We start from the raw sequence: 20,666 nt of genomic DNA, 5'->3' as shown, positions 1-20,666 counted from the left end.
GGAGAACGTCATGTTAGGAAAATTAGGCGAATTAAAAGAAGGGTATAATGTATTAACAGAAATGAACGGTCAATGTAGTGATATGTTAATGGATATAGGTATATATAAGATGTCTAATGGAAAGGAAGAGTTGCTATTTGATAATAAGAATGAAACGGCAGTTCTTTTACTAGAAGGGGTAATACGTTTAGAGTGGGAAGGAAAGGAACAAGTTATTCAAAGAAAGTCTGTTTTTGAAGAGAACCCATGGTGTTTACACGTTGCTAAAAATGTGAAGGTTACAATTACTGCTCTTTCAGATAGTGAAGTGCTTGTTCAAAAAACAAATAATGACCAAGAATTTGCGTCCAAGTTGTATACTCCAAATGAGTGTCAAAGTGTTGTAGCTGGAGAAGGCGTATGGAATGGAACGGCACAGCGTGTTATTCGGACAATTTTTGACTATAATAACGCAGCATATTCTAATATGGTGGTAGGAGAAGTTATTTCTTATCCAGGACGATGGTCCAGTTATCCACCTCATCATCATGATCAGCCAGAGGTATATTATTATCGCTTTAACAAGCCGCAGGGATTCGGATGTGCAATGGTTGGTGAGGATGCTTATCGCGTTGTACATAATAGTTTTATTACAATTCCGGGTGAGCTGGACCACCCACAAGCAACGGCGCCTGGATATGCGATGTATTTTTGTTGGATGATTCGACATCTTGAGAATAATCCATGGAATGATCGTATCATGGAGGAAGACCACAAGTGGTTATTAGAACCAAACGCGAAAATTTGGCCAGAAAAGGAATAGACAAAAATAAAATGAAACTTTAATCAGTGGGGTGTTATCTCCCACTGATTTTTAGTTGGTTTTATCAAAATGTAAGACGAATTTTGAGACTTATTCAAAAAACAGCTAAATATAAGAGAAAAGAAAGTATAAATAATTTTAACTTGCTTTATTATCACTTGCGTAGTAAAGTGATAATAAGATGAACGCTAGGAAGTGATGAAACATGCGTGATAATACGATAGGATCGTTAATATGGTTACGTTTAATACGATTTACGAACCAAAGTAATCAGATGTCAAATGAGTTTTTAAAACGTTTTGATTTAACGACAGCTCAATTTGATGTACTTTTACAAATACGGACTTACCAGCCGTTAACGCAAATGGAATTAGCTGAGAAGGTTACTGTTACACAAGGTGGTATTTCTCGAATGTTAACTCGCCTTGAAAAAGAAGGCTATATTATACGGAAACAAGATTGGAAGACGAAAACCATTAGTCTTACAGAGCAAGGGGAAGCGGCTTTAGAAAGAGCATTGCCAGAGCAACTTGCATTTCAATCATCATTTTTTGATGATGTATTAAATGAAGAAGAGCAGAAAATACTTTATGAGTTGATGACAAAAGTTCATAAGCATAGTGAAAAAAAAGAATTACCGAATGAGTAATTTTTTTTACAGAATCAATTGACTAATCAAGTGATTAAGGGGAAATTAATACCGATTAATAAAGGAGAGAGCAATTATGGAAAAATACCGTATGGATACAAGTAAAGGAATTGAGTTTGGATTATATTCAATTGGGGATCATATTTTAAATCCGCATAATGGAAAAAAATTAAGTGCAGGGGAGCGAATTCGTGAGCTTATTGAAACAGCTAAGTTAGCAGATGAGGCTGGACTTGATGTATTTGCAGTTGGTGAAAGTCATCAAACGCATTTTACAACGCAAGCCCACACAGTAATTTTAGGGGCTGTTGCACAAGCAACGAAAAATATTAAAATAGCGAGTTCTGCAACAATATTAAGTACATCAGATCCAGTTCGAGTATATGAAGATTTTGCTACAATTGATTTAATTTCTAATGGACGTGCTGAAATTGTAGCTGGTCGTGGTTCTCGTATTGGGGGTTATAGTTTACTTGGTTACGATGTAAATGATTATGAAGAGTTATTTGAAGAAAAGATGGATCTTTTACTGAAAATTAATAAAGAAGAAAATGTAACATGGAAAGGGCAGTTCAGAGCACCACTTGAACATGCGGGTATTATTCCAAGAGCTAAAAATAATAACTTACCAATTTGGCGCGCGGTTGGTGGTCCACCAGCTAGTGCCATTAAAGCAGGGAGCGCAGGTGTTCCGATGATGATAACAACGCTTGGCGGACCAGCTATTAATTTTAAAGTGTCAGTAGATGCTTATCGTGAGGCGGCTGCGCAAAGTGGATTTGATCCAGCTAGTTTACCGATTGCAACAACGAGTTTATTCTATACAGCAGAAAATTCACAAGATGCGTTAAGTGAATATTATCCTCACATTAATGCTGGAATGATTGCGTTACGTGGCGCGGGATATCCAAAGCAACAATTTACAAATGCGTTAGATTACCGTGACGCGTTAATGATTGGTAGCCCGCAGCAAATCATTGAAAAAATGCTTTATCAATATGAATTATTTGGACAACAACGTTTTATGGCACAAATTGATTTCGGTGGTGTACCATTTGACAAAATTGAGAAAAATATCGAATTAATTGCTACTGAAATTTTACCGGCTGTTAGAAAACATACAGCGAAATAATTTGAAAATACCGAGAATCTAACTGATTCTCGGTATTTTTTTATGTAATTGTTTAGGTTGAAAAAATGACAAAAAAATGAATTTTTAGTTTAGGGAGAAGGGAGTTGGTTTCTATTTTTGAATAACAAAATGCTAGGAATGAATTTTGAAAATACATTTTTCTCTTGACAAAAATCTTGTATTTTTCTCTGTTGTTTTCAAGGACATTTTTTTGAATGAAAGTCAAGTGTGTAAAGAGAAAAACGATGTTTGTATTGATGTAAAAGTAAGTATCACATTCAAAAAATGCATTTTAATAATACGAAAAAATTTATTCAAAAAAATACCAAAAGACATATTTCAGACAAAATGATGTCAATAATACGTCAAAAATCATCTGAATTTATTATGTAAGTATATTATACAATTCGATTAACGAATCAAAACACTACAGAAATAGTGAAAAGGTAAAAAATAGCATTGCAATAGTTTGAAAAACTGAAATTTCGCATTTTTCGACAATACATACAAGATGTTTTTGTCTTTTCGTATTTCTTAATAATTGAGTTTTTTAAGATTGCTCAATTAATTTTTATTATAAAAACTATGAAGGAAGTGATTTTAGTATGGAAACGCTCGAATTGGCACGAATACAGTTCGCATCAACAACGATTTTCCATTACTTTTTTGTTCCACTGTCAATTGGTTTAGCTTTTATTATTGCGATAATGCAAACGTTGTATGTGGTAAAAGGGCAAGAAATATATAAGAAGATGGCGAAGTTTTGGACGCAATTATTCCTTATTAACTTTGCAGTAGGGGTAGTAACAGGTATTTTACAAGAGTTTCAGTTTGGTATGAACTGGTCAACATATTCACGTTTCGTAGGTGATGTATTTGGTCCATCACTTGCAATTGAAGGATTGCTGGCATTTTTCATTGAGTCTACATTTCTAGGTTTATGGGTATTCGGTGAGGATAAATTACCGAAGCGAATTCACTTATTATGTATTTGGCTCCTTTCAATTGGAACAATGTTATCAGCATTTTGGATTTTAACTGCAAGTGCATTTATGCAGTCACCTGCAGGGTATGAAATGGCAGCTGATGGGCGTGCGCAAATGAATGATTTCTTAGCGATTATTCAAAATCCGCAACTATGGGTACAATTCCCACATACAATTACAGCGGCAATTGCAACAGGGGCATTCTTTATTGCAGGTGTAAGTGCATGGAAAATTACAAAAGGACAAGAAACTGTAGTATTTAAAAAATCTTTCCGCATTTCTATCATTGTTGGAACGATTACAACGGCGCTTGTATTATTCTTCGGTCATGCACAAGCACAACAATTAATTAAGACACATCCAATGAAAATGGCAGCAGCTGAAGCACTATGGAACACGAGTGAGGATCCAGCACCATTTACAGTATTTGCGAAAATTGATACAGAGAAGAAAGAAAATTCGTTTGAAATTCAAATCCCTTATATGCTAAGTCTATTGTCGTACGATAAGTTTAGCGGTCAAGTTGAAGGGATGAATCAAATTCAAAAACAATATGAAGAAAAATATGGGCCTGGAGATTATATTCCGCCGGTTCATACAATGTTTTGGAGTTTTAGAGCGATGGTTATGAGTGGAACATTTATGCTTCTTCTAGGAGCTTACGGATGGTTCTTATCAAGAAAAGATCGTTTAGCTGAAAAAACATGGTATTTAAAATTAATGGTGTATGCAATTTCTCTTCCGTTCATCGGTAATACAGTAGGATGGATTATGACTGAAATGGGTCGTCAGCCTTGGGTAGTATTTGGTGTAATGAAAACAGAAGATGCTGTATCACCAAATGTAACATTCGGTGAAGTATTATTCTCACTTATTTCATTCACATCAATGTATTTAATTATGGGTGGAATTTGTGTGTACTTATTCGTCCGTACTATTAAGGGACATACGAATAAGAAAACGAAAAAGGATTATCAAAGCCATGATCCATTTGATAAGGAGGAAGAGTATGTTATCTCTTAATGAGTTATGGTTTTTAGTTATTGCAATCTTATTTGTAGGATTCTTCGTACTGGAAGGTTTTGATTTTGGAGTAGGAATCGTTTCGAGGTTTTTAGGGGAAAATGATTTTGAAAAACGAGTGTATTTAAATACAATTGGACCGTTCTGGCACGCGAATGAAGTATGGCTTGTTTGTGCTGGTGGAGCTATGTTTGCGGCATTTCCACACTGGTATGCAACTTTATTTAGTGGTTTTTATATTCCGTTTGTATTTATGCTTCTCGCCTTAATTTTAAGAGGTGTTTCCTTTAAATTCCGTGCGAAAATAGATAATCATAAATGGAAGAATGCATGGGATTGGGGAATGTTTATTGGAAGTATGTTACCTCCTATCCTTTGGGGAGTCGCAATTGCAAACTTTATGGTAGGTGTACCTATTGATGAGAGTAAAAATATGGTAGGTGGATTCCTACAATTACTTCATCCATTTGCGTTACTTGGAGGAGTAATGTTCCTTCTACTATGTATTGTTCACGGATTACAATTCCTTACAATACGTACAACTGGTAAATTGAGAGAACGTGCACGAATTGCTGCAATAAAAATTGCACCATTTTCATTAATTACGCTTCTTATTTTTGCTGGTATAGGGTTATGGAAAACCGATATTTTTACTGCCCATGGAACAGAATGGATTATGGTGCCGATCGGAGCTTTTGTAGCACTATTAGTATCCACCTTATTAAATAAAAGAAGAAGAGATGGTTGGGCTTTCTTTATGACAAGTTTAACAATCATTTTACTAAGTGCGAGTGTATTTATCGGTATGTTCCCACGTGTTATGATTAGCTCTTTAGGAGCGATGAATGATTTGACGATTTATAATGCAGCATCAGGGGCTTATGCATTAAAACTTATGACTTACTTTGCGATTGCTATTTTACCTTTCGTTATCGGAAGTCAAATATGGAGTTATTATGTATTTAGACAACCTGTTAAGTCAGACAACGATTTGGAGTACTAATGAAAAGAAAAAGAGGACTTCCGTCTTATCCCGGTAGCCGTATTTTATACGTATCGTTAACGATTATTAGTATTTTAGAAGCTTTTAGCATTATTGCACAAACAATCTTTTTAGCGCGCGCTATTACGTTTTTATTTCATGGAGAGACAGTACAAACAGTGTTAAGTGAAATTGTTTATTTTGGTATCTCGTTTGCAGCGCGTCAAATATTAGTTCGAACATCACAAATATTAGTGGAACGTTTCGCTGAAAAAACAGGGGCGTTACTAAGAAAACAGTTAATAGAGGCATATTTCACATTGGGTCCAAGGTATGTTCAAACTGTCGGAACAGGTCATCTGGTTACCTTATCGATTGAAGGGATTGAGAAATTTAAAACATATATTGAATTAACAATTCCTAAAATGATTAGAAGTAGTATCGTTCCAGCCCTAATTGTTTTATATGTTTTTACGCTAGATATTGAGTCTGGGATCATTTTAGTTGTAACGATTCCTATCGTGATTATATTTATGATTCTTCTAGGGCTAGCAGCTCAGAAAATGGCGGATAGTCAATATGAGACATATCGTGTACTTTCTAATCACTTTGTAGATACGTTAAAAGGATTAGAAACATTGAAGTATTTAGGGAAGAGTAAACAGCACGAAGGAAAGATTGAAAAAGTAAGTAAAAGATATAGAAAAGCAACGATGCGAACTTTGCGAGTTGCTTTTCTTTCTTCTTTTGCATTAGATTTCTTTACAAGTTTATCAATCGCATTTGTAGCAGTAGGATTAGGGATTCGTTTAATAGATGGAACGATTCTTTTATTGCCTGCTCTTACCATATTAATTTTAGCTCCGGAATATTTTCTGCCCATTAAGCAAGTTGGAGCGAATTATCATGCTACTTTAGATGGGCAACTTGCTATGGAGCAAATTGAAGGGATTTTACAGCAACAAAAGGTAATGGAAATAAAGGATTCAAATGTAGAGGTTACATGGGATTCTTCGAGTAGCTTAAAGTTACAAGCTATAAAAGTAAATAACGATGAATCTGATAAGGCTATATTAGAAGGAATCGATTTTACTTGGGAAGGTAACGGGGCTATTGGTGTTATTGGTGAAAGTGGGGCAGGGAAATCAACGTTAATCGACATACTAGCAGGGTTTTTAGCACCTTCTAGTGGACAGATGTTAGTTAATGGTGTGGAAGTTAGTGGATCCATTCGAGAAGAGTGGCAAAAAAACATTGCTTATATTCCACAGCAACCTTATATTTTTCCGCTTTCATTAAAAGATAACATTTGTTTCTATGAAACAAATACAACTGATGAAGAAGTGGGAAGAGTTATTAACGAAGTCGGTCTCCGTTCACTCGTTACATCACTTCCAAATGGGATGCATGAAAGAATTGGAGAAGGTGGACGTATGCTGAGCGGCGGGCAAGAACAGCGTGTTGCTATGGCACGTGCACTTTTAAGTAAAAAGCCAATTATTTTATTAGATGAGCCTACAGCGCATCTTGATATTGAAACTGAATTTGAAATAAAGCAAGCGATGTTACGTCTATTTAATGGAAAATTAGTATTTCTAGCAACCCATCGTCTACATTGGATGAAACAAATGGATCATATTCTTATTTTAAATAAAGGGGAAATTAAAGAAAGTGGGACGTATGAAGAACTTTTAGAGAATGAGACATTACATTTTCATAAGGAAGAGAGGGAGAGAAATGAGTAACTGGGTTAAACCTTATATAAAGCAAAATAAAGGTAGAATGACTTTAACTATATTCCTTGGGCTTCTGGGAGTTAGTTCAGGTGCGATGTTACTTTTTATTTCAGGTTATTTAATCTCTAAATCTGCTCTCAGACCAGAAAATGTAATGGCTGTATATGTTCCTATTGTTGCAACACGTGCGTTTAGTATAGGGCAAGCTGTGTTTCATTATATAGAGCGTTTAGTCGGACATGATGTCGTACTACGTATATTAGAAAAAATGAGAACGAAACTATATAGAATAGTTGAACCACAGGCGTTATTTTTCCGTTCGCGATTTCAAACGGGTGATATGTTAGGGGTGCTCTCCGAAGATATAGAGCATTTGCAAAACCTGTATTTACGTACAATATTCCCTAGCATATTAGCGCTAGTTGTTTATAGTATCTTCGTACTTGTTATCGGAGCGTTTGACGTCGTGTTTGCATTAATTGCAGGGTGTATGTTGGCTATTATCGTTTTTCTGCTACCATTTGTATCATTACTATTAATGAAGCGACATCATGTTACTTTGAAGCAAGGAAGAAACCGCTTGTATCAACAATTAACAGATGCTGTTTTTGGATTATCAGATTGGCAGGCAAGTGGTAGAAAAGATGAATTTATTAATGAGTATGTAGAGCAAAATGCTCAGTTGTTAAAAACGGAAAAGAGAGTGAAACGTTGGTATCATATTCGAGACAGTCTCATTCAGTTAGTAGTAGGGATTGTAGTGATTTCAATGATTATATGGACTGGGAATGAAGCAGCAAGTGAACAGATTGCTCCTACAGTTATTGCGGCTTTTGTATTAATGACTTTATCTGTAACAAACGCGCTGATTCCTATTGCAGATGCCATTGATCGAATCCCGTCGTATATAGAATCTACCCACCGTCTAAATCGCGTAGAAAGTGATAGTGTTGTACATGATGAAATGGATTTACGTGGAGATAAAGATTACACTCCGCCAAAACATGTAGATATTGAACTGAATCACGTATCGTATAGTTATCCAGATAGTAGTGAGATTGTATTAAAAGATGTATCATTGCAAATAAAACCTGGAAAGAAAATTGCTATTTTAGGAAGAAGTGGCACAGGGAAATCTACTTTATTAAAATTGTTAACAGGGGCGTTAAGTCCAGTGAATGGCCAAGTTTTATTGAATGGTGAACAAGCTCATACAAATCTTTTATCCAAATATATTTCTGTATTAAATCAAAAGCCTCATTTGTTCGATACGACGATTGGAAATAATGTACGAATCGGTAAACCAGATGCGGCTGATGAAGAGATATGGAAAGCTTTAGAGAAAGCACAATTAGCTGCGCATATTACTACTCTTCCAGATGGATTACAAACAAAAATGCATGAGATGGGAAAGAGGTTTTCTGGTGGGGAAAGACAAAGGGTTGCTTTTGCTAGAACGCTTATGCAGGAAGCACCAATCATTGTACTTGATGAACCGACTATCGGTTTAGATCCCAAAACAGAATTATCTTTAATCGAAACAATGTTTTCTGCAACGGAAGAAAAGACGGTTATTTGGATTACCCATCATCTTGTAGGAATAGAACATGTAGACGAAGTTATATTCCTTGATCGTGGTCAAATTGTAATGCAAGGCAGTCATGAACAACTTCTTAAAGAAAACGAAAAGTATCGTAAGCTTTATGAACTTGATAAAGGCATTTAAACATGGAATGAAAAGCACAAATTCTTGATAGCTCGAGGTTTGTGTTTTTTTGTAAGATCCAAATCGTTCCACTAAAGATAGTGTTTAAAACCTATCTGTTTAAGGCAATACTGAGCCATAGTGAAAGCATAGTTGGAAGGCGTGATTATATGTTTGAAGAGGATGGAATTGTTTTAATTATGGAACCAGCTGATGAACGGAATCTGAGGAGATTTATTTTTACGGTGCCAAAGTCAGTGTACGAACAGAAGGGACTTTCATTACACTATGGAACAGCTATAGGACAAGGGTATATGGACATAATTGAAGATATTATTAGCGTACATATAGAAATAGATGTTGTAACGATAATAGGGCATGTGAGAGGGTAGATAGTTATTTGAAAAAGGTTATAAGCAATTTAGCTAGAAGTTTAGAAGGGAAGCGAAAAGAACAGTGAATTATAAGGAGGTAGGAGTCTGAAATGAAAATAAAATCTATTTTATTCGTATGTATAGTTTTGATTGGTTTAATGGGATGTTCGATAGTAGAGGAAGGCAAGAGTTCATTAGATTATGCTCAAAAAGCAACAGATTATGTCAATGAAGTAAGTGCTTTTGCAAATGAAGCACCAGCTTTAGCTGAAAAGGCTATTAATGATGGTGAAGCTCGAAAAGAATTGGAAGCGAAGCTGAATGAAATTAAGCAAGATATACCTGCTTTTAATGAATTAACACCACCAGATGTAGCGAAGGATCTTCATGAGCAAATTGTGGGCTATAATGAGAAATTAAGTGCATTGATTGATACATCTATGAAAAAGATAGAGGAAGGAAAAATGGATGTAGAGCAATTTAAAAACTCTGAACTTATGCAGACGGTAGATCAAGTGCGGGATTTGAAAGATAAGATACAAAATTTAGGACAATAATAAAAAGCTCTGTTTTTAATAAACAGAGCTTTTTAATGTTTTCTAAAGGGAAAGCTCATTATATTTTCTTCCTATAATATAAGTGTTGTTAGACGTTCCATTTTTCTAAAATATGTATTGTCTTATTGGTTGCATCCATTTCTATTTTAATACCGATAGGCATGGTGATCATTGGATGGGTATGACAACAATCAAAGTCAGCTAACAAAGGAATTCTTTGATTTTGTAGTACTTCTAATAGTATTTCGTAAGGTTTTCGATTTGTACCGCAATCATCAAACTGCTCATGTTTTCCAAGAATAATACCTGAAACTTTATCAAATACACCGTTAATCTTAAGTAAGGAAAAGCTTCTTTCAATAGTAGCTGCATCTTTTGAGCTATCTTCAATAAATAGAATATCTCCTTCCTTAATATGAGGCATATAGGGGCTACCCAAAATTCCTTGTATTGTATTTAAGTTACCGCCAATAATGCGCCCAGTAGCACATCCATCTGTTGCAGAAATCCAATCATTTGGTCTCAGTTCTTTTTCTGCCGTTTTCTCTTCCCAATTTATATATTCATCTGACCAAAATAAAGGTTGTTTTATATGATAAGGGAGAGTTTGATTGTGTAGTAACGTTTCTGCAAAATATTTATATGTATAATCTACAAAAGGTTCAAATTCTCCAAAGGAAGGAACAAGTGCGGGACCATAAAATGTAGGAATTCCGGTTTTTGCATAGATGCCTAGTAATAAGGCGGTTGCGTCTGAATAACCAATCATTATTTTAGGGCTATTTTGAAAAGCGTCATAATCAATATAAGGTAATAATGAATTAGAATTCATGCCACCAATTGTTGACATAATGCAAGAGACGTTAGGATTTCTTATCAAGTCATTTAGTTCCTCAGCACGCTTCTGTATACTGCCAGAACGATAGTAATCATGTCGGCCTGTTAGGGAACCCTCTAATATACGAAATCCTTTCTGCTGTAAGTAAGATTTTGCTCGTTCAAATCTTTTGGGAGAAGTATAGGTAATAGGTGAAGAGGGCGAGTATATACCAATGGTGTCTCCGTATTTCAATGATTTTGGAAGTATCATTTGTTTGAATCCTTTCTATTATATAGTGTTTTTTGGGCTCTTTATATAATTGAATTTTCTTATATTTCGTTATTTTAATTGTAGCATAGTTAGAAAAGTAAAATACATTGAAATAATAATTGCTACAGCTGAATAAATATACTTTTTATCTTGACGATATAAAGTAATTGTTGTTAAGGTTAAATTTGAGTGTATAAAAGGTTTACAAAAGGAGTTTTCAAATGAAGCAGTTAAAATGGGGAAGAATAGCAATCCTATTAGTAGTAATTTTGGGTATATGTTGGTTCTTTTTCCAAGGGGCTCAAAAGAGTGGGATCAGCGCAGATGCTAAACCTTTACAGGTAGCTGAATTACCTAAAACAGGACTATCTGATAAGGAAGTTCCACCAAAATATATCCCACCGGAAATTAATGCGAAAGCAGCTATCGTTATTGATGCGAGTGATGGAGATGTTATTTATCAAAATAACGAGAATGAGGCTTTTGCGCCAGCTAGTATGTCTAAGATGATGACAGTATATCTTCTATTAGAGAGTGTACATAATGGAAAAGTTCGCTGGGAAGATCCTGTGAAAATGAGTGCGAAAGCGGCACAAACAGAGGGTGCAAGAATTCCAGTACAAGTTAATGACACGTTAACTGTAAAAGACTTGTATCATGCGCTAATGATTGAGTCAGCCAACAATTCGGCAGTGGCTTTAGCGGAGCATATGGCAAAGACGGAGAAAGATTTTGTTCAGCTGATGAATGCGAAAGCGAAACAGTTGGAAATGTCGGAATATGCTAAATTTGCAAATGCTTCAGGGTTACAAGAGCCTGATGGAAGTGAAACGAAGATGACGGCTGCTGATGTAGCAAAATTAGCGTATAATCTTATAAAAGATTATCCTGAAATATTAGAAGTAACGCATTTAAGACAAAGTCAACTAGCATTTAATAATACTACAGTTACAAATACAAATGAAATGTTAAATGAAAATAATAAAAGTTTACATATAGAAGGAATGGACGGGCTAAAAACAGGATTTACAGATAGTGCAGGGTATTGTTTTACAGGGACTGCAAAACAAGGTGATACTCGAATTATTACAGTCGTGATGGGGACATCAGGTAAAACAAAACGTTTTACAGAGACGAATAAGTTAATGACGTATGCATTTGGATTAGTTAATTAAGTAAAATATCGTTGTAGATCGCTACATAAGCAAGACTGCTTGTTGTTACCTGTTTTAGATAACAACAAGCAGTCTTTTTATTGTAATTGCAAAAAGGGGAAATGTGCTAAATGTAAGTGTTATCGTTTGAGTTTGTGTCTTAGTATTGATATTATAAAGTTATGAACTTATTAATAATAAGTTCAAGGGGCGTAATATGATGTATACATATGAAATGGCCTCAAATGAAAATTGGAGGGAATTATGATGGCAAAAGATTTTTACTCAGCAATTGAAGACAGAAGATCTATTTACGCAATAAGCAAAGAGCAAGTAGTTTCTGATGAAAAAATTCAAGAAGTGATTTATCATGCTGTAAAACATACACCTTCAGCTTTTAACTCTCAAAGTGCTCGTGTTGTTGTTTTGTTAGGAGAACAACATGATAAATTATGGGATATTACGAAAGAAACGTTACGAAAAATTGTACCTGAAAATAACTTTGCAGCTACTGAAGAAAAAATGAATGCATTTAAAAGTGGTTATGGAACGGTTTTATTCTTTGAAGATAGTCAAGTAGTGGAAGAACTTCAACAAAACTTTGCATTATATAAAGAAAATTTCCCGATTTGGTCTCAGCAATCTTCAGGTATGTTACAGTTTGCGATTTGGACAACTTTAGAAATTGAAGGATTTGGTGCTACATTGCAACATTATAATCCGTTAATTGATGAAGAAGTGAGAAAAGAATGGGATATTCCAGAAAACTGGAAGTTAACTGCACAAATGCCATTTGGTAAACCAGTAGCACTTGCTGGTCAAAAAGAATTCCAACCATTAGAAACTCGTGTGAAAATTTATAAATAATGTAGAAATTATAAAAGGTGAACAGGAATATAACCTGTTCACCTTTTTATACGTAATAAGGATTTTTTTGTTCTGCATTTTTCATCTGATTTTTTAATTCGTTTTTAAGCGTTTCAATAGTTGATAATTTTTGTAATGTTATAAATGAAGCGAATTGAATAACAGCATAGTACAGTTCTATATTTTTATTTATAGGGTTATCTATTATGTTTTTCACAAATGCACCTCCCCTTTGTATTCAAATGAGAATCTCATTAAAAAAATCAATCTGCTAAAATTTCATTTTATATAGATATACAATACTAGAATTATCCTGAAAATTCCATAGTTAGAAAAAGAGAACAGTTGGTGGGTATGTGTTTTCGTTAAAGTAGAAATGGGATTTTGTGAACTAAATCTTACAATTCGCCAAATTATTTCAAAATTTTAGATAGTATAGGGAATTAGTTTTCTAAAAATATTATACTATTGATAAATAAAGTCTTTTTTGTCATGATAAGAGTACACTTCATGTAAACAACTTTATAAGGAAACACATACTTTGTTTTGTATTAGATTACTAGAATTTTTTGTAGTGGATAGAAAATAGAAATTCTATATTAAGATATTAAATGAAATGTCGAATTTTAATGAGATACATAAGAAATTTGAAAAAAACGTTGCAAAAACAGTATGTTTAATGGTAAAGTTCACATGAAGTTCACACGGAATTCACTTCATTCGTTTAAAATGAACTACGTGTGAAAAATAAAACTCTTGTTAAAAAATGGAACTTGATGAATATTTTACTTTGATAATATTGTAAAGTATTAAGTTTATAAGTTTTTTTAAGAGGATAGTAGGGAAAGGAAGTAAAGACAACTTATGAAAAAAGTAATTGCAGGTTTAGCAGCAGCTTCAGTAGCAGGTGTTGCAGTTCCAGGTATGGATTCTGCTCATGCACAAGTTTCAAACGAGGCGCTAAAAGAAATTAATGGACAAACACAAACTCAAACGACTGTAACTGAAACAAAAACGGTAGAAACAAAAACGGATTTAAAATACACAGTAACTGCTGATGTATTAAATGTTCGTTCAGGTGCTGGTACAGGACATAACGTTATTTCTAAAGTGAAATCAGGTCAAGTACTACAAGTAATTGGACAAGAAAATGGTTGGTTCAAAGTTAATGTAAACGGTCAAACTGGTTATGTAAGTGGTGACTTCGTAACGACTGGTGGCAAAACAGGAACTACTGTTCAACAAGGAACAGGTACTTACACAGTAAACGTTTCTTCACTTAACGTACGTACAGGCCCAAGTACATCTCATACAGTATTAGGTTCTGTAAATAAAGGTAAAACAGTACAAGTTGTAGGTGAAGTACAAGATTGGTTTAAAATCAACTTCAATGGTGGAACTGGATACGTAAGCAAAGACTTCGTAACAAAAGGCGGATCTGCTGTATCTAACCAAACACAACAACCAACTACAAACAACAATACTACTACAGTTCAAACTGGTGGTTCTTATGTTGTTAACACTGGTGCTTTAAAAGTACGTACAGGCCCAGCTACATACAACGCTGTAATCGGTGGCGTAACAAACGGTACAGTATTAAACGTTACTGGCGCTGAAAATGGTTGGTACAAAATTAACCATAACGGCCGCACAGGTTACGTAAGTGCAGACTTCGTTAAGTTTGTAAAAGGCGGAGTAAACAACGTTACAAATAACAATAACAATAACAATAACAATAACGTTACAAATAACGTTCAACAACCAGGTAAAGACGTACAAAAACCAACAACAGGTGGAAATACATCTTCAATCGCTGGATTCGCTAGATCTTTAAATGGTTCACCATACAGAACTGCTGGTACAACACCTGCTGGTTTTGACTGCAGTGGATTCATTCACTACGTATTAAATCAAACTGGTCATAAAGGCGCTCGTCAAACAGTTGCTGGATACTGGAGCTCTAAAACAAAAACTAGCAATCCACAACCAGGTGATTTAGTATACTTCCAAAATACTTATAAATCAGGTCCTTCTCACATGGGTGTTTACTTAGGAAACGGTCAGTTCATTAGTGCAGAAACTGATGCAACTGGTGTACGTATTAGTTCAGTAAGCAACTCTTACTGGAGCAAGCACCTATTAGGTTACACAAAAGCATACTAAGAAAAAGTAGTTTATATACTTTTCGTATAGAGAAAAGGCTTTCCAGGGAAACTTGGGAAGCCTTTTTATAGTTAAATACATTGGGAGTGTAGTAGTTTTTACTGTAACTTCCCATTTAAAAATCGATCGTATAGGTCATGGAAATAGTTGGGGCGAAATAAGTTTGCTGCATGTCCTGCTAAAGGTATTTCTTTATATAGAACGTTTGGCAGAATAGATTTTAAATCGAATAGACAAGATTTATAGAGATGATCATGTTCGCCCATTACCCATAGGATAGGGTGGGGAAGTGATTTTAATTTAGACTTTAAATCGAATTCTAACCGATGTCGTAATGATTGAGCAATAATTGATGAATGTAATTGTAATCCGAAACGGTAGTAAATATTTCTAGAAATGACTGCGAACGGATTCGCTTTTAGTATGCCGCTCGGAAAAATAGTATTTGCGTATTGAGAGAGCCATTTAGAGTATTCATCTCCTCGCTTCTCCCAAAATTTTTGAAATACGTTATATAAAAGGGAAGGATTATTATAGTGTCCACCAATATGACAAATGCTTAATACTTTTTCTGGATGCATTTGTGCAAAAATTGTAGAGATATAACAGCCGTAGCTTAAAGCACAAATATGAGCTTTTTGAATGCCTTCTTTTTCGTATAAATTCAATAATTGATTAACGAGACGCTGTAATGAAAATTCGATAGCTTCTCCTTTATCATCGCCGTGACCTAATAAGTCATAAGTAATAATGTTGTAAGAGGCGGAAAATCGTTTATGCTCTTTTTTGAAAGCACGACGATTGCCGACTAAACCATGAATAAAAATAATTGTTTCCTTTTCGGGATGTATATTTGTTTGCAAAAAGGATACTCCTTTCAATAGCTGGAGATTTATATAGTATTTTAACTAGTTATCTATAATTCACATAGAATAATATTAAGTACCAGGTAATAATATCAGATATTTATATCTGTTGTAAAGATGCGTTTGCATGTATATTTTGTAAAAATAGAAAATGTGTGTTTACATTCAGTTTACATTTGTATTGTATTCTAATTTTAGAAAGAACAGTTTGGTATAGCGCGAGGAGATGAAAAGGAATGGAAGTTAGAAATGAAGTACAGAAAAAAGGGAATTGGAGGCAGTTTTTACGCCTTATTCAAGATACAAATCCTCCGAAAGGGATTCTTATTTTTGCATTATTAATGAGTTTACTTTCTACAGGAGCGAGTTTATTTATTCCGATGTTAACAAAAGGATTAGTAGATAATTTTTCGCTTTCTTCAATTAGTGCAGGACAAATTGTTGGGTTAGTCGCATTCTTTATTATGCAAACCATTGCTGCAGGATTGTCTATATATTTATTAAATTATATTGGACAGAAGATTGTTGCGGGGTTAAGGGAACGTTTATGGAAAAAGGTGCTTATTTTGCCGGTATCTTATTACGACAAAAATAGAACAGGTGATACAATTAGTCGTATGACAAATGATACAGGTGTTGTGAAAACGTTAATTTCTGAGCACTTATCAAACTTATTAACTGGCGGTATTTCAATAATTGGATCGTTAATTGTATTATTTGTTTTAGATTGGAAAATGACAGCTTTACTTTTAACGGTTATTCCGTTGTCTGTACTAATTTTAGTACCACTTGGACGAAAAATGTATAAAATTTCAAAAGCACTTCAAGATGAAACAGCTTCTTTTACGAGTGTGTTAACGCAAGTATTATCAGAAATCCGTTTAGTGAAATCTTCGAACACGGAAAAAAGAGAATATGAAACAGGTAATGCAGGTATCCAAAAGTTATTGCAATTTGGTTTAAAAGAAGGAAAAGTGCAAGCGTTAATTTCACCAGTTATGTCGTTTGTTTTAATGGCATTACTTGTTATCATCGTAGGCTATGGTGGAATGCGAGTTTCTAGTGGTGCATTAACAACAGGTGAACTTGTAGCGTTTATTTTATATTTAGTTCAAATTATAATGCCGATGAGTCAATTATCTATGTTCTTTACACAATTCCAAAAGGCAATTGGTGCAACAGAAAGAATTAATACGATTTTAGAATATGAAGTAGAAGACCATGAAACTGGTGTGAAAGTTACAAATGCTAAACAACCAATTATTCTTGAAAATGTACATTTCGAGTATAACGAAGAAGAGCAAGTCTTAAAAAATATTGATTTCACAATTGAATCAGGAAAAGTAACAGCGATTGTAGGTCCAAGTGGTAGCGGGAAAACAACGTTATTCTCACTATTAGAACGCTTTTATGAGCCAACTAGCGGTGCCATTAAATTAGGAAAAGATTCGATTACGAACTATTCATTGCAATCATGGCGACGTCAAATCGGTTATGTTTCACAAGATAGTCCGTTAATTGATGGAACGATTCGTGATAATATTTGTTACGGTGTTGAAGGTGAAGTGACGGATGAAGAAATTGAAAAAGTAGCAGCGATGGCATATGTTGATGCATTTATTCATGATTTACCAAACGGATATGCAACAGAAGTTGGAGAACGTGGTGTGAAGCTTTCCGGGGGACAAAGACAGCGAATTGCCATTGCCCGAGCATTACTTCGAAATCCACAAATTCTTATGTTAGATGAGGCAACTTCAAGTTTAGATAGTAAATCAGAGTCTGTCGTTCAAAAGGCATTAAATAACTTAATGAAAGGCAGAACAACGTTAGTTATTGCACATAGGCTTTCTACAGTTGTAGATGCAGATAATATTATCTTTATTGAAAAAGGGAACCTTACAGGAAGTGGTACGCACGATGAATTGTTACGTACACATGACATGTATCGTGAGTTTGCAACGCAACAATTGAAAATTAAAGAGGGCGCATTATAAAATGAATAATCAGTGGGGATTGTACGCCACTGATTATTCATTTTTAAAAATTATATAATAGATGCTAAGTAGAAAAGAGATGGTTCCTTTGATACCTAAAATTTTAATAGTAGACGATGATCCGCATATTAGAGAACTCGTTTCTGTATTTTTAGAGCGAGAAGGTTTTCAAACATATGAGGCAATTGATGGATTAGATGCTCTTCGGAAAATAGACGAAGTGAAAGTTGATATGGTTATTCTTGATATTATGATGCCGAATATGGATGGGTTTGATGTATGTTTTGAATTAAGAAAATACTATGATATCCCAATTTTGATGCTAACTGCCAAAGGGGAAACATCTCAAAAAGTAAAAGGCTTTCACCTTGGAACGGATGATTATCTCGTAAAACCATTTGACCCGATAGAATTAGTAGTGAGAGTAAAGGCGTTACTGAAACGTTATCAAATTACAGTATCGCAATCGATTCAAGTTGGAAATGTATTATTAAATCGTAAAACATTCGAAGTTACAACCGGAAAACAAACGGTTACGTTACCGCTAAAAGAATTTGAATTGCTCTTTACATTAGGATCTAAAGCAGGAAGAACTTGTTCGAGAGAGCAATTAATAGAAGACGTATGGGGATATGACTTTGAAGGGAATGAACGCACATTAGACGTTCATATTAATCGGTTACGTGAGAAGTTTCAAGAAGAGAAGTCAAAGTTTAGTATTAAAACGATAAGAGGACTAGGTTATCGTTTAGAGGTAAGTAAATGAGAAAAAGAGAACGAATGAGTAAATTCAAGATGTTGAAAGTAACGGGAGCGGTAATAGCGCTCTTTTCCTTTCTTACTATCATTTGGTCTATCGCATTTTATGTAGCGTCTAGTATATTAGATGCCCTTGAAATAAACGTATCGCCGTTTGTTACTTTTTTAATTAGTGATATGGTCGGCTTTATATTTATTGTCCTTATTTGGATAGTGATCGGAGTATTAATGAGACCGAAGCGAGAGGCAATGATTTGGGCTATTATTGAACCGATACAAAAAATTGCAAAAGGAGACTTCTCCGTAAAAATACGAAATGAAGAAAAGTATGATGGAGAAATTGGTGTACTCGTAAAAAGTATAAATGATATGACAGATGAATTGAATGCGATGGAGAAAATGAGACAAGAATTTGTATCGAATGTTTCTCATGAAATACAGTCACCATTAACTTCTATAAAAGGGTTTGCTAGAGCACTACAAGACGATAATCTTTCCGAGGAAAAAAGAAAGCATTATCTTACCATTATTGAAACGGAAACGACGAGATTATCTAAACTAAGTCAAAATTTACTGAAGCTAACTCTTTTAGAATCAGAAGAGTATACACCAGAAAAAGTGACCTATCGATTAGATCAACAGTTAAAGCAAATTGTATTAAATAGTGAACCGCTATGGGCTGATAAAGAAATTGAATTAGAACTGGAATTAGAAAAAGTATGTGTTATTGCTGACCAAGAAAGTTTGAGTCAAGTTTGGATTAATTTAATTCATAATAGTATTAAATTTACGCCAAGTGGCGGCACAATTACAATTCAGTTAAAAGAAAATGAGAAAGTAGTGGAAGTTCGTATTCGTGATTCGGGAATTGGTATATCAGAAGAACAGAAACAACATATTTTTGAACGTTTTTATAAAGCGGATTCTTCACGAAATCGTGCTTATGGAGGAAGTGGCTTAGGTTTAGCCATCGTAAAAAAAGTACTCGACCTTCATCAAGGAGAAATAAAAGTCGAGAGTGAGGAAGGCAGTGGTACGGAATTTATTGTGTGTATTCCTAAATATGAAGAGCAATAGTGTTAGAAGGAAAATCTTCTAACACTATTTTTCTTTAAAAATACATTCCCCATTACTGCAACTATATTGATAAGCTCTTCCTTCGCTATTCATACGGTATGAGTAATCAGATTCTTTATCATTCTTAAAGTCAACGTACGCTTCTGCACCGTTTTTATCATCATCTATATCAATGAATTGAACGGATCGTATAGAATAATCTTCCTTTTCACTTAATCCCTTTTCTTGCAAATTTTTATGTATACCGTCTACTAACTCGTCAAACAATGACCAGTTTAAATTAAGATTTTCAAATGACTCAGTATGTCTTCCTAAAATGCCTTCGTCTTGTATTATTTTATTATTATCGTATGTATAAGAGTATGTAAAATAGGGTTCGTCTTTATATACTACTGTTGCATAATAGCCGATATTATAAAGGGGAGTATATTTTCCGGTTATGCTTTGTATTTCTTTTTGCTTATATCCTTTTATAGTATGGAGATAGTCGCTAGTATCTTTTTCTATTACTTTATAATGTAGTGGATTACCAAATATAAAATACATAGCCAAAAATATGATACATAGTCCGACTGCAGTTAGTGATAAGAACCATTTTTTTCTTTTCATACACATACACTCTCCTATGCTGGATTTATTTTTATTTTACATGAATAATGGAAAAAACATGAGATTTATAAATAAAAACTTTCCATAGTTACCTATAAGTAACCTACGCACATGAAAGTGCATCATTGCCTTTTTACA

General features: G+C 34.4%; 19 protein-coding genes. 15 read left to right on the top strand and 4 right to left on the bottom strand.

Annotation, left to right across the window (positions count from 1 at the left end):
• The first annotated feature begins 10 nt into the window (after positions 1 to 10).
• From EUC40_RS16590 to EUC40_RS16550, 9 genes are all read left to right on the top strand, one after another.
• A complete protein-coding gene (locus tag EUC40_RS16590) occupies positions 11 to 802 on the top strand; it encodes a 5-deoxy-glucuronate isomerase (protein ID WP_156576030.1) in 792 nt (263 codons plus the stop codon).
• A gap of 205 nt (positions 803 to 1,007) precedes the next feature.
• The gene (locus tag EUC40_RS16585) at positions 1,008 to 1,451 is read left to right on the top strand and encodes a MarR family winged helix-turn-helix transcriptional regulator (protein ID WP_001205512.1); all 444 of its coding nucleotides are present in this window, start codon (positions 1,008 to 1,010) and stop codon (positions 1,449 to 1,451) included.
• Positions 1,452 to 1,527: 76 nt separating this feature from the next.
• On the top strand, positions 1,528 to 2,583 hold the full coding sequence (locus EUC40_RS16580; RefSeq protein WP_000417566.1) for an LLM class flavin-dependent oxidoreductase: 1,056 nt from the start codon (positions 1,528 to 1,530) through the stop codon (positions 2,581 to 2,583).
• Positions 2,584 to 3,188: 605 nt separating this feature from the next.
• Positions 3,189 to 4,592, top strand: a complete 1,404-nt coding sequence (gene cydA, locus EUC40_RS16575; RefSeq protein WP_000448865.1) for a cytochrome ubiquinol oxidase subunit I — start codon at positions 3,189 to 3,191, stop codon at positions 4,590 to 4,592.
• Positions 4,579 to 5,595: a cytochrome d ubiquinol oxidase subunit II gene (gene cydB / locus EUC40_RS16570; protein WP_000950081.1), complete on the top strand. Its 1,017-nt coding sequence runs from the start codon at positions 4,579 to 4,581 to the stop codon at positions 5,593 to 5,595. The genes cydA and cydB overlap by 14 nt, the downstream gene beginning before the upstream one ends.
• Entirely contained in the window at positions 5,595 to 7,319 is a 1,725-nt protein-coding gene (cydD, locus tag EUC40_RS16565; RefSeq protein WP_156576029.1) for a thiol reductant ABC exporter subunit CydD, read from the top strand. The genes cydB and cydD overlap by 1 nt, the downstream gene beginning before the upstream one ends.
• Positions 7,312 to 9,036 carry a thiol reductant ABC exporter subunit CydC gene (gene cydC / locus EUC40_RS16560; RefSeq protein WP_156576028.1) on the top strand — a complete coding sequence of 575 codons (1,725 nt, stop codon included), beginning with the start codon at positions 7,312 to 7,314 and terminating at the stop codon, positions 9,034 to 9,036. Before cydD ends, cydC begins: the two co-directional genes overlap by 8 nt.
• A gap of 149 nt (positions 9,037 to 9,185) precedes the next feature.
• A complete protein-coding gene (locus EUC40_RS16555; RefSeq protein WP_000461290.1) occupies positions 9,186 to 9,407 on the top strand; it encodes a hypothetical protein in 222 nt (73 codons plus the stop codon).
• A 92-nt stretch (positions 9,408 to 9,499) separates the two neighbouring features.
• The gene (locus EUC40_RS16550; RefSeq protein ID WP_000695188.1) at positions 9,500 to 9,946 is read left to right on the top strand and encodes a DUF6376 family protein; all 447 of its coding nucleotides are present in this window, start codon (positions 9,500 to 9,502) and stop codon (positions 9,944 to 9,946) included.
• A gap of 88 nt (positions 9,947 to 10,034) precedes the next feature.
• On the opposite strand, the gene EUC40_RS16545 is transcribed toward EUC40_RS16550, so the two are convergent.
• Positions 10,035 to 11,036, bottom strand: coding sequence for a S66 family peptidase (locus EUC40_RS16545; RefSeq protein WP_156576027.1), 1,002 nt, complete (start codon positions 11,034 to 11,036; stop codon positions 10,035 to 10,037).
• A gap of 221 nt (positions 11,037 to 11,257) precedes the next feature.
• Here EUC40_RS16545 and EUC40_RS16540 point away from each other — a divergent pair, with 221 nt between their 5' ends.
• Together EUC40_RS16540 and EUC40_RS16535 are read left to right on the top strand one after the other, a co-directional pair.
• A complete protein-coding gene (locus tag EUC40_RS16540) occupies positions 11,258 to 12,211 on the top strand; it encodes a D-alanyl-D-alanine carboxypeptidase family protein (protein WP_156576026.1) in 954 nt (317 codons plus the stop codon).
• Between the two features lie 243 nt (positions 12,212 to 12,454).
• Positions 12,455 to 13,057, top strand: coding sequence for a nitroreductase family protein (locus EUC40_RS16535; protein ID WP_098662520.1), 603 nt, complete (start codon positions 12,455 to 12,457; stop codon positions 13,055 to 13,057).
• A 46-nt stretch (positions 13,058 to 13,103) separates the two neighbouring features.
• On the opposite strand, the gene EUC40_RS16530 is transcribed toward EUC40_RS16535, so the two are convergent.
• Positions 13,104 to 13,295, bottom strand: coding sequence for a DNA mismatch repair protein MutT (locus tag EUC40_RS16530; RefSeq protein WP_079999558.1), 192 nt, complete (start codon positions 13,293 to 13,295; stop codon positions 13,104 to 13,106).
• Positions 13,296 to 13,921: 626 nt separating this feature from the next.
• Here EUC40_RS16530 and entFM point away from each other — a divergent pair.
• Positions 13,922 to 15,220 (top strand): enterotoxin EntFM, encoded by a 1,299-nt coding sequence (gene entFM / locus EUC40_RS16525; RefSeq protein ID WP_156576025.1) that lies wholly within the window; start codon positions 13,922 to 13,924, stop codon positions 15,218 to 15,220.
• A 98-nt stretch (positions 15,221 to 15,318) separates the two neighbouring features.
• On the opposite strand, the gene EUC40_RS16520 is transcribed toward entFM, so the two are convergent.
• Positions 15,319 to 16,083, bottom strand: a complete 765-nt coding sequence (locus EUC40_RS16520) for an alpha/beta fold hydrolase (protein ID WP_001194288.1) — start codon at positions 16,081 to 16,083, stop codon at positions 15,319 to 15,321.
• Between the two features lie 239 nt (positions 16,084 to 16,322).
• Between EUC40_RS16520 and EUC40_RS16515 the strand changes: the two genes are divergently transcribed.
• The 3 genes from EUC40_RS16515 to hitS all read left to right on the top strand — a co-directional run bounded on the left by EUC40_RS16515 (position 16,323) and on the right by hitS (position 19,919).
• A complete protein-coding gene (locus EUC40_RS16515; RefSeq protein ID WP_156576024.1) occupies positions 16,323 to 18,083 on the top strand; it encodes an ABC transporter ATP-binding protein in 1,761 nt (586 codons plus the stop codon).
• Positions 18,084 to 18,171: 88 nt separating this feature from the next.
• Entirely contained in the window at positions 18,172 to 18,849 is a 678-nt protein-coding gene (gene hitR / locus EUC40_RS16510; protein WP_217284141.1) for an envelope stress response regulator transcription factor HitR, read from the top strand.
• Complete coding sequence (gene hitS, locus EUC40_RS16505) at positions 18,846 to 19,919, top strand: envelope stress sensor histidine kinase HitS (RefSeq protein ID WP_156576022.1); 1,074 nt, start codon at positions 18,846 to 18,848, stop codon at positions 19,917 to 19,919. Before hitR ends, hitS begins: the two co-directional genes overlap by 4 nt.
• A gap of 24 nt (positions 19,920 to 19,943) precedes the next feature.
• Here the strand turns inward: hitS and EUC40_RS16500 are convergent, their stop codons facing one another.
• Positions 19,944 to 20,528, bottom strand: coding sequence for a DUF3139 domain-containing protein (locus EUC40_RS16500; RefSeq protein ID WP_156576021.1), 585 nt, complete (start codon positions 20,526 to 20,528; stop codon positions 19,944 to 19,946).
• Between the last annotated feature and the right edge of the window lie 138 nt (positions 20,529 to 20,666).

Source organism: Bacillus luti (genome assembly GCF_009739945.1).
Lineage (GTDB): Bacteria > Bacillota > Bacilli > Bacillales > Bacillaceae_G > Bacillus_A > Bacillus_A luti.
Note: the sequence above shows the minus strand (reverse complement) of the source record. Positions and strands in the feature narration are given on the sequence as shown.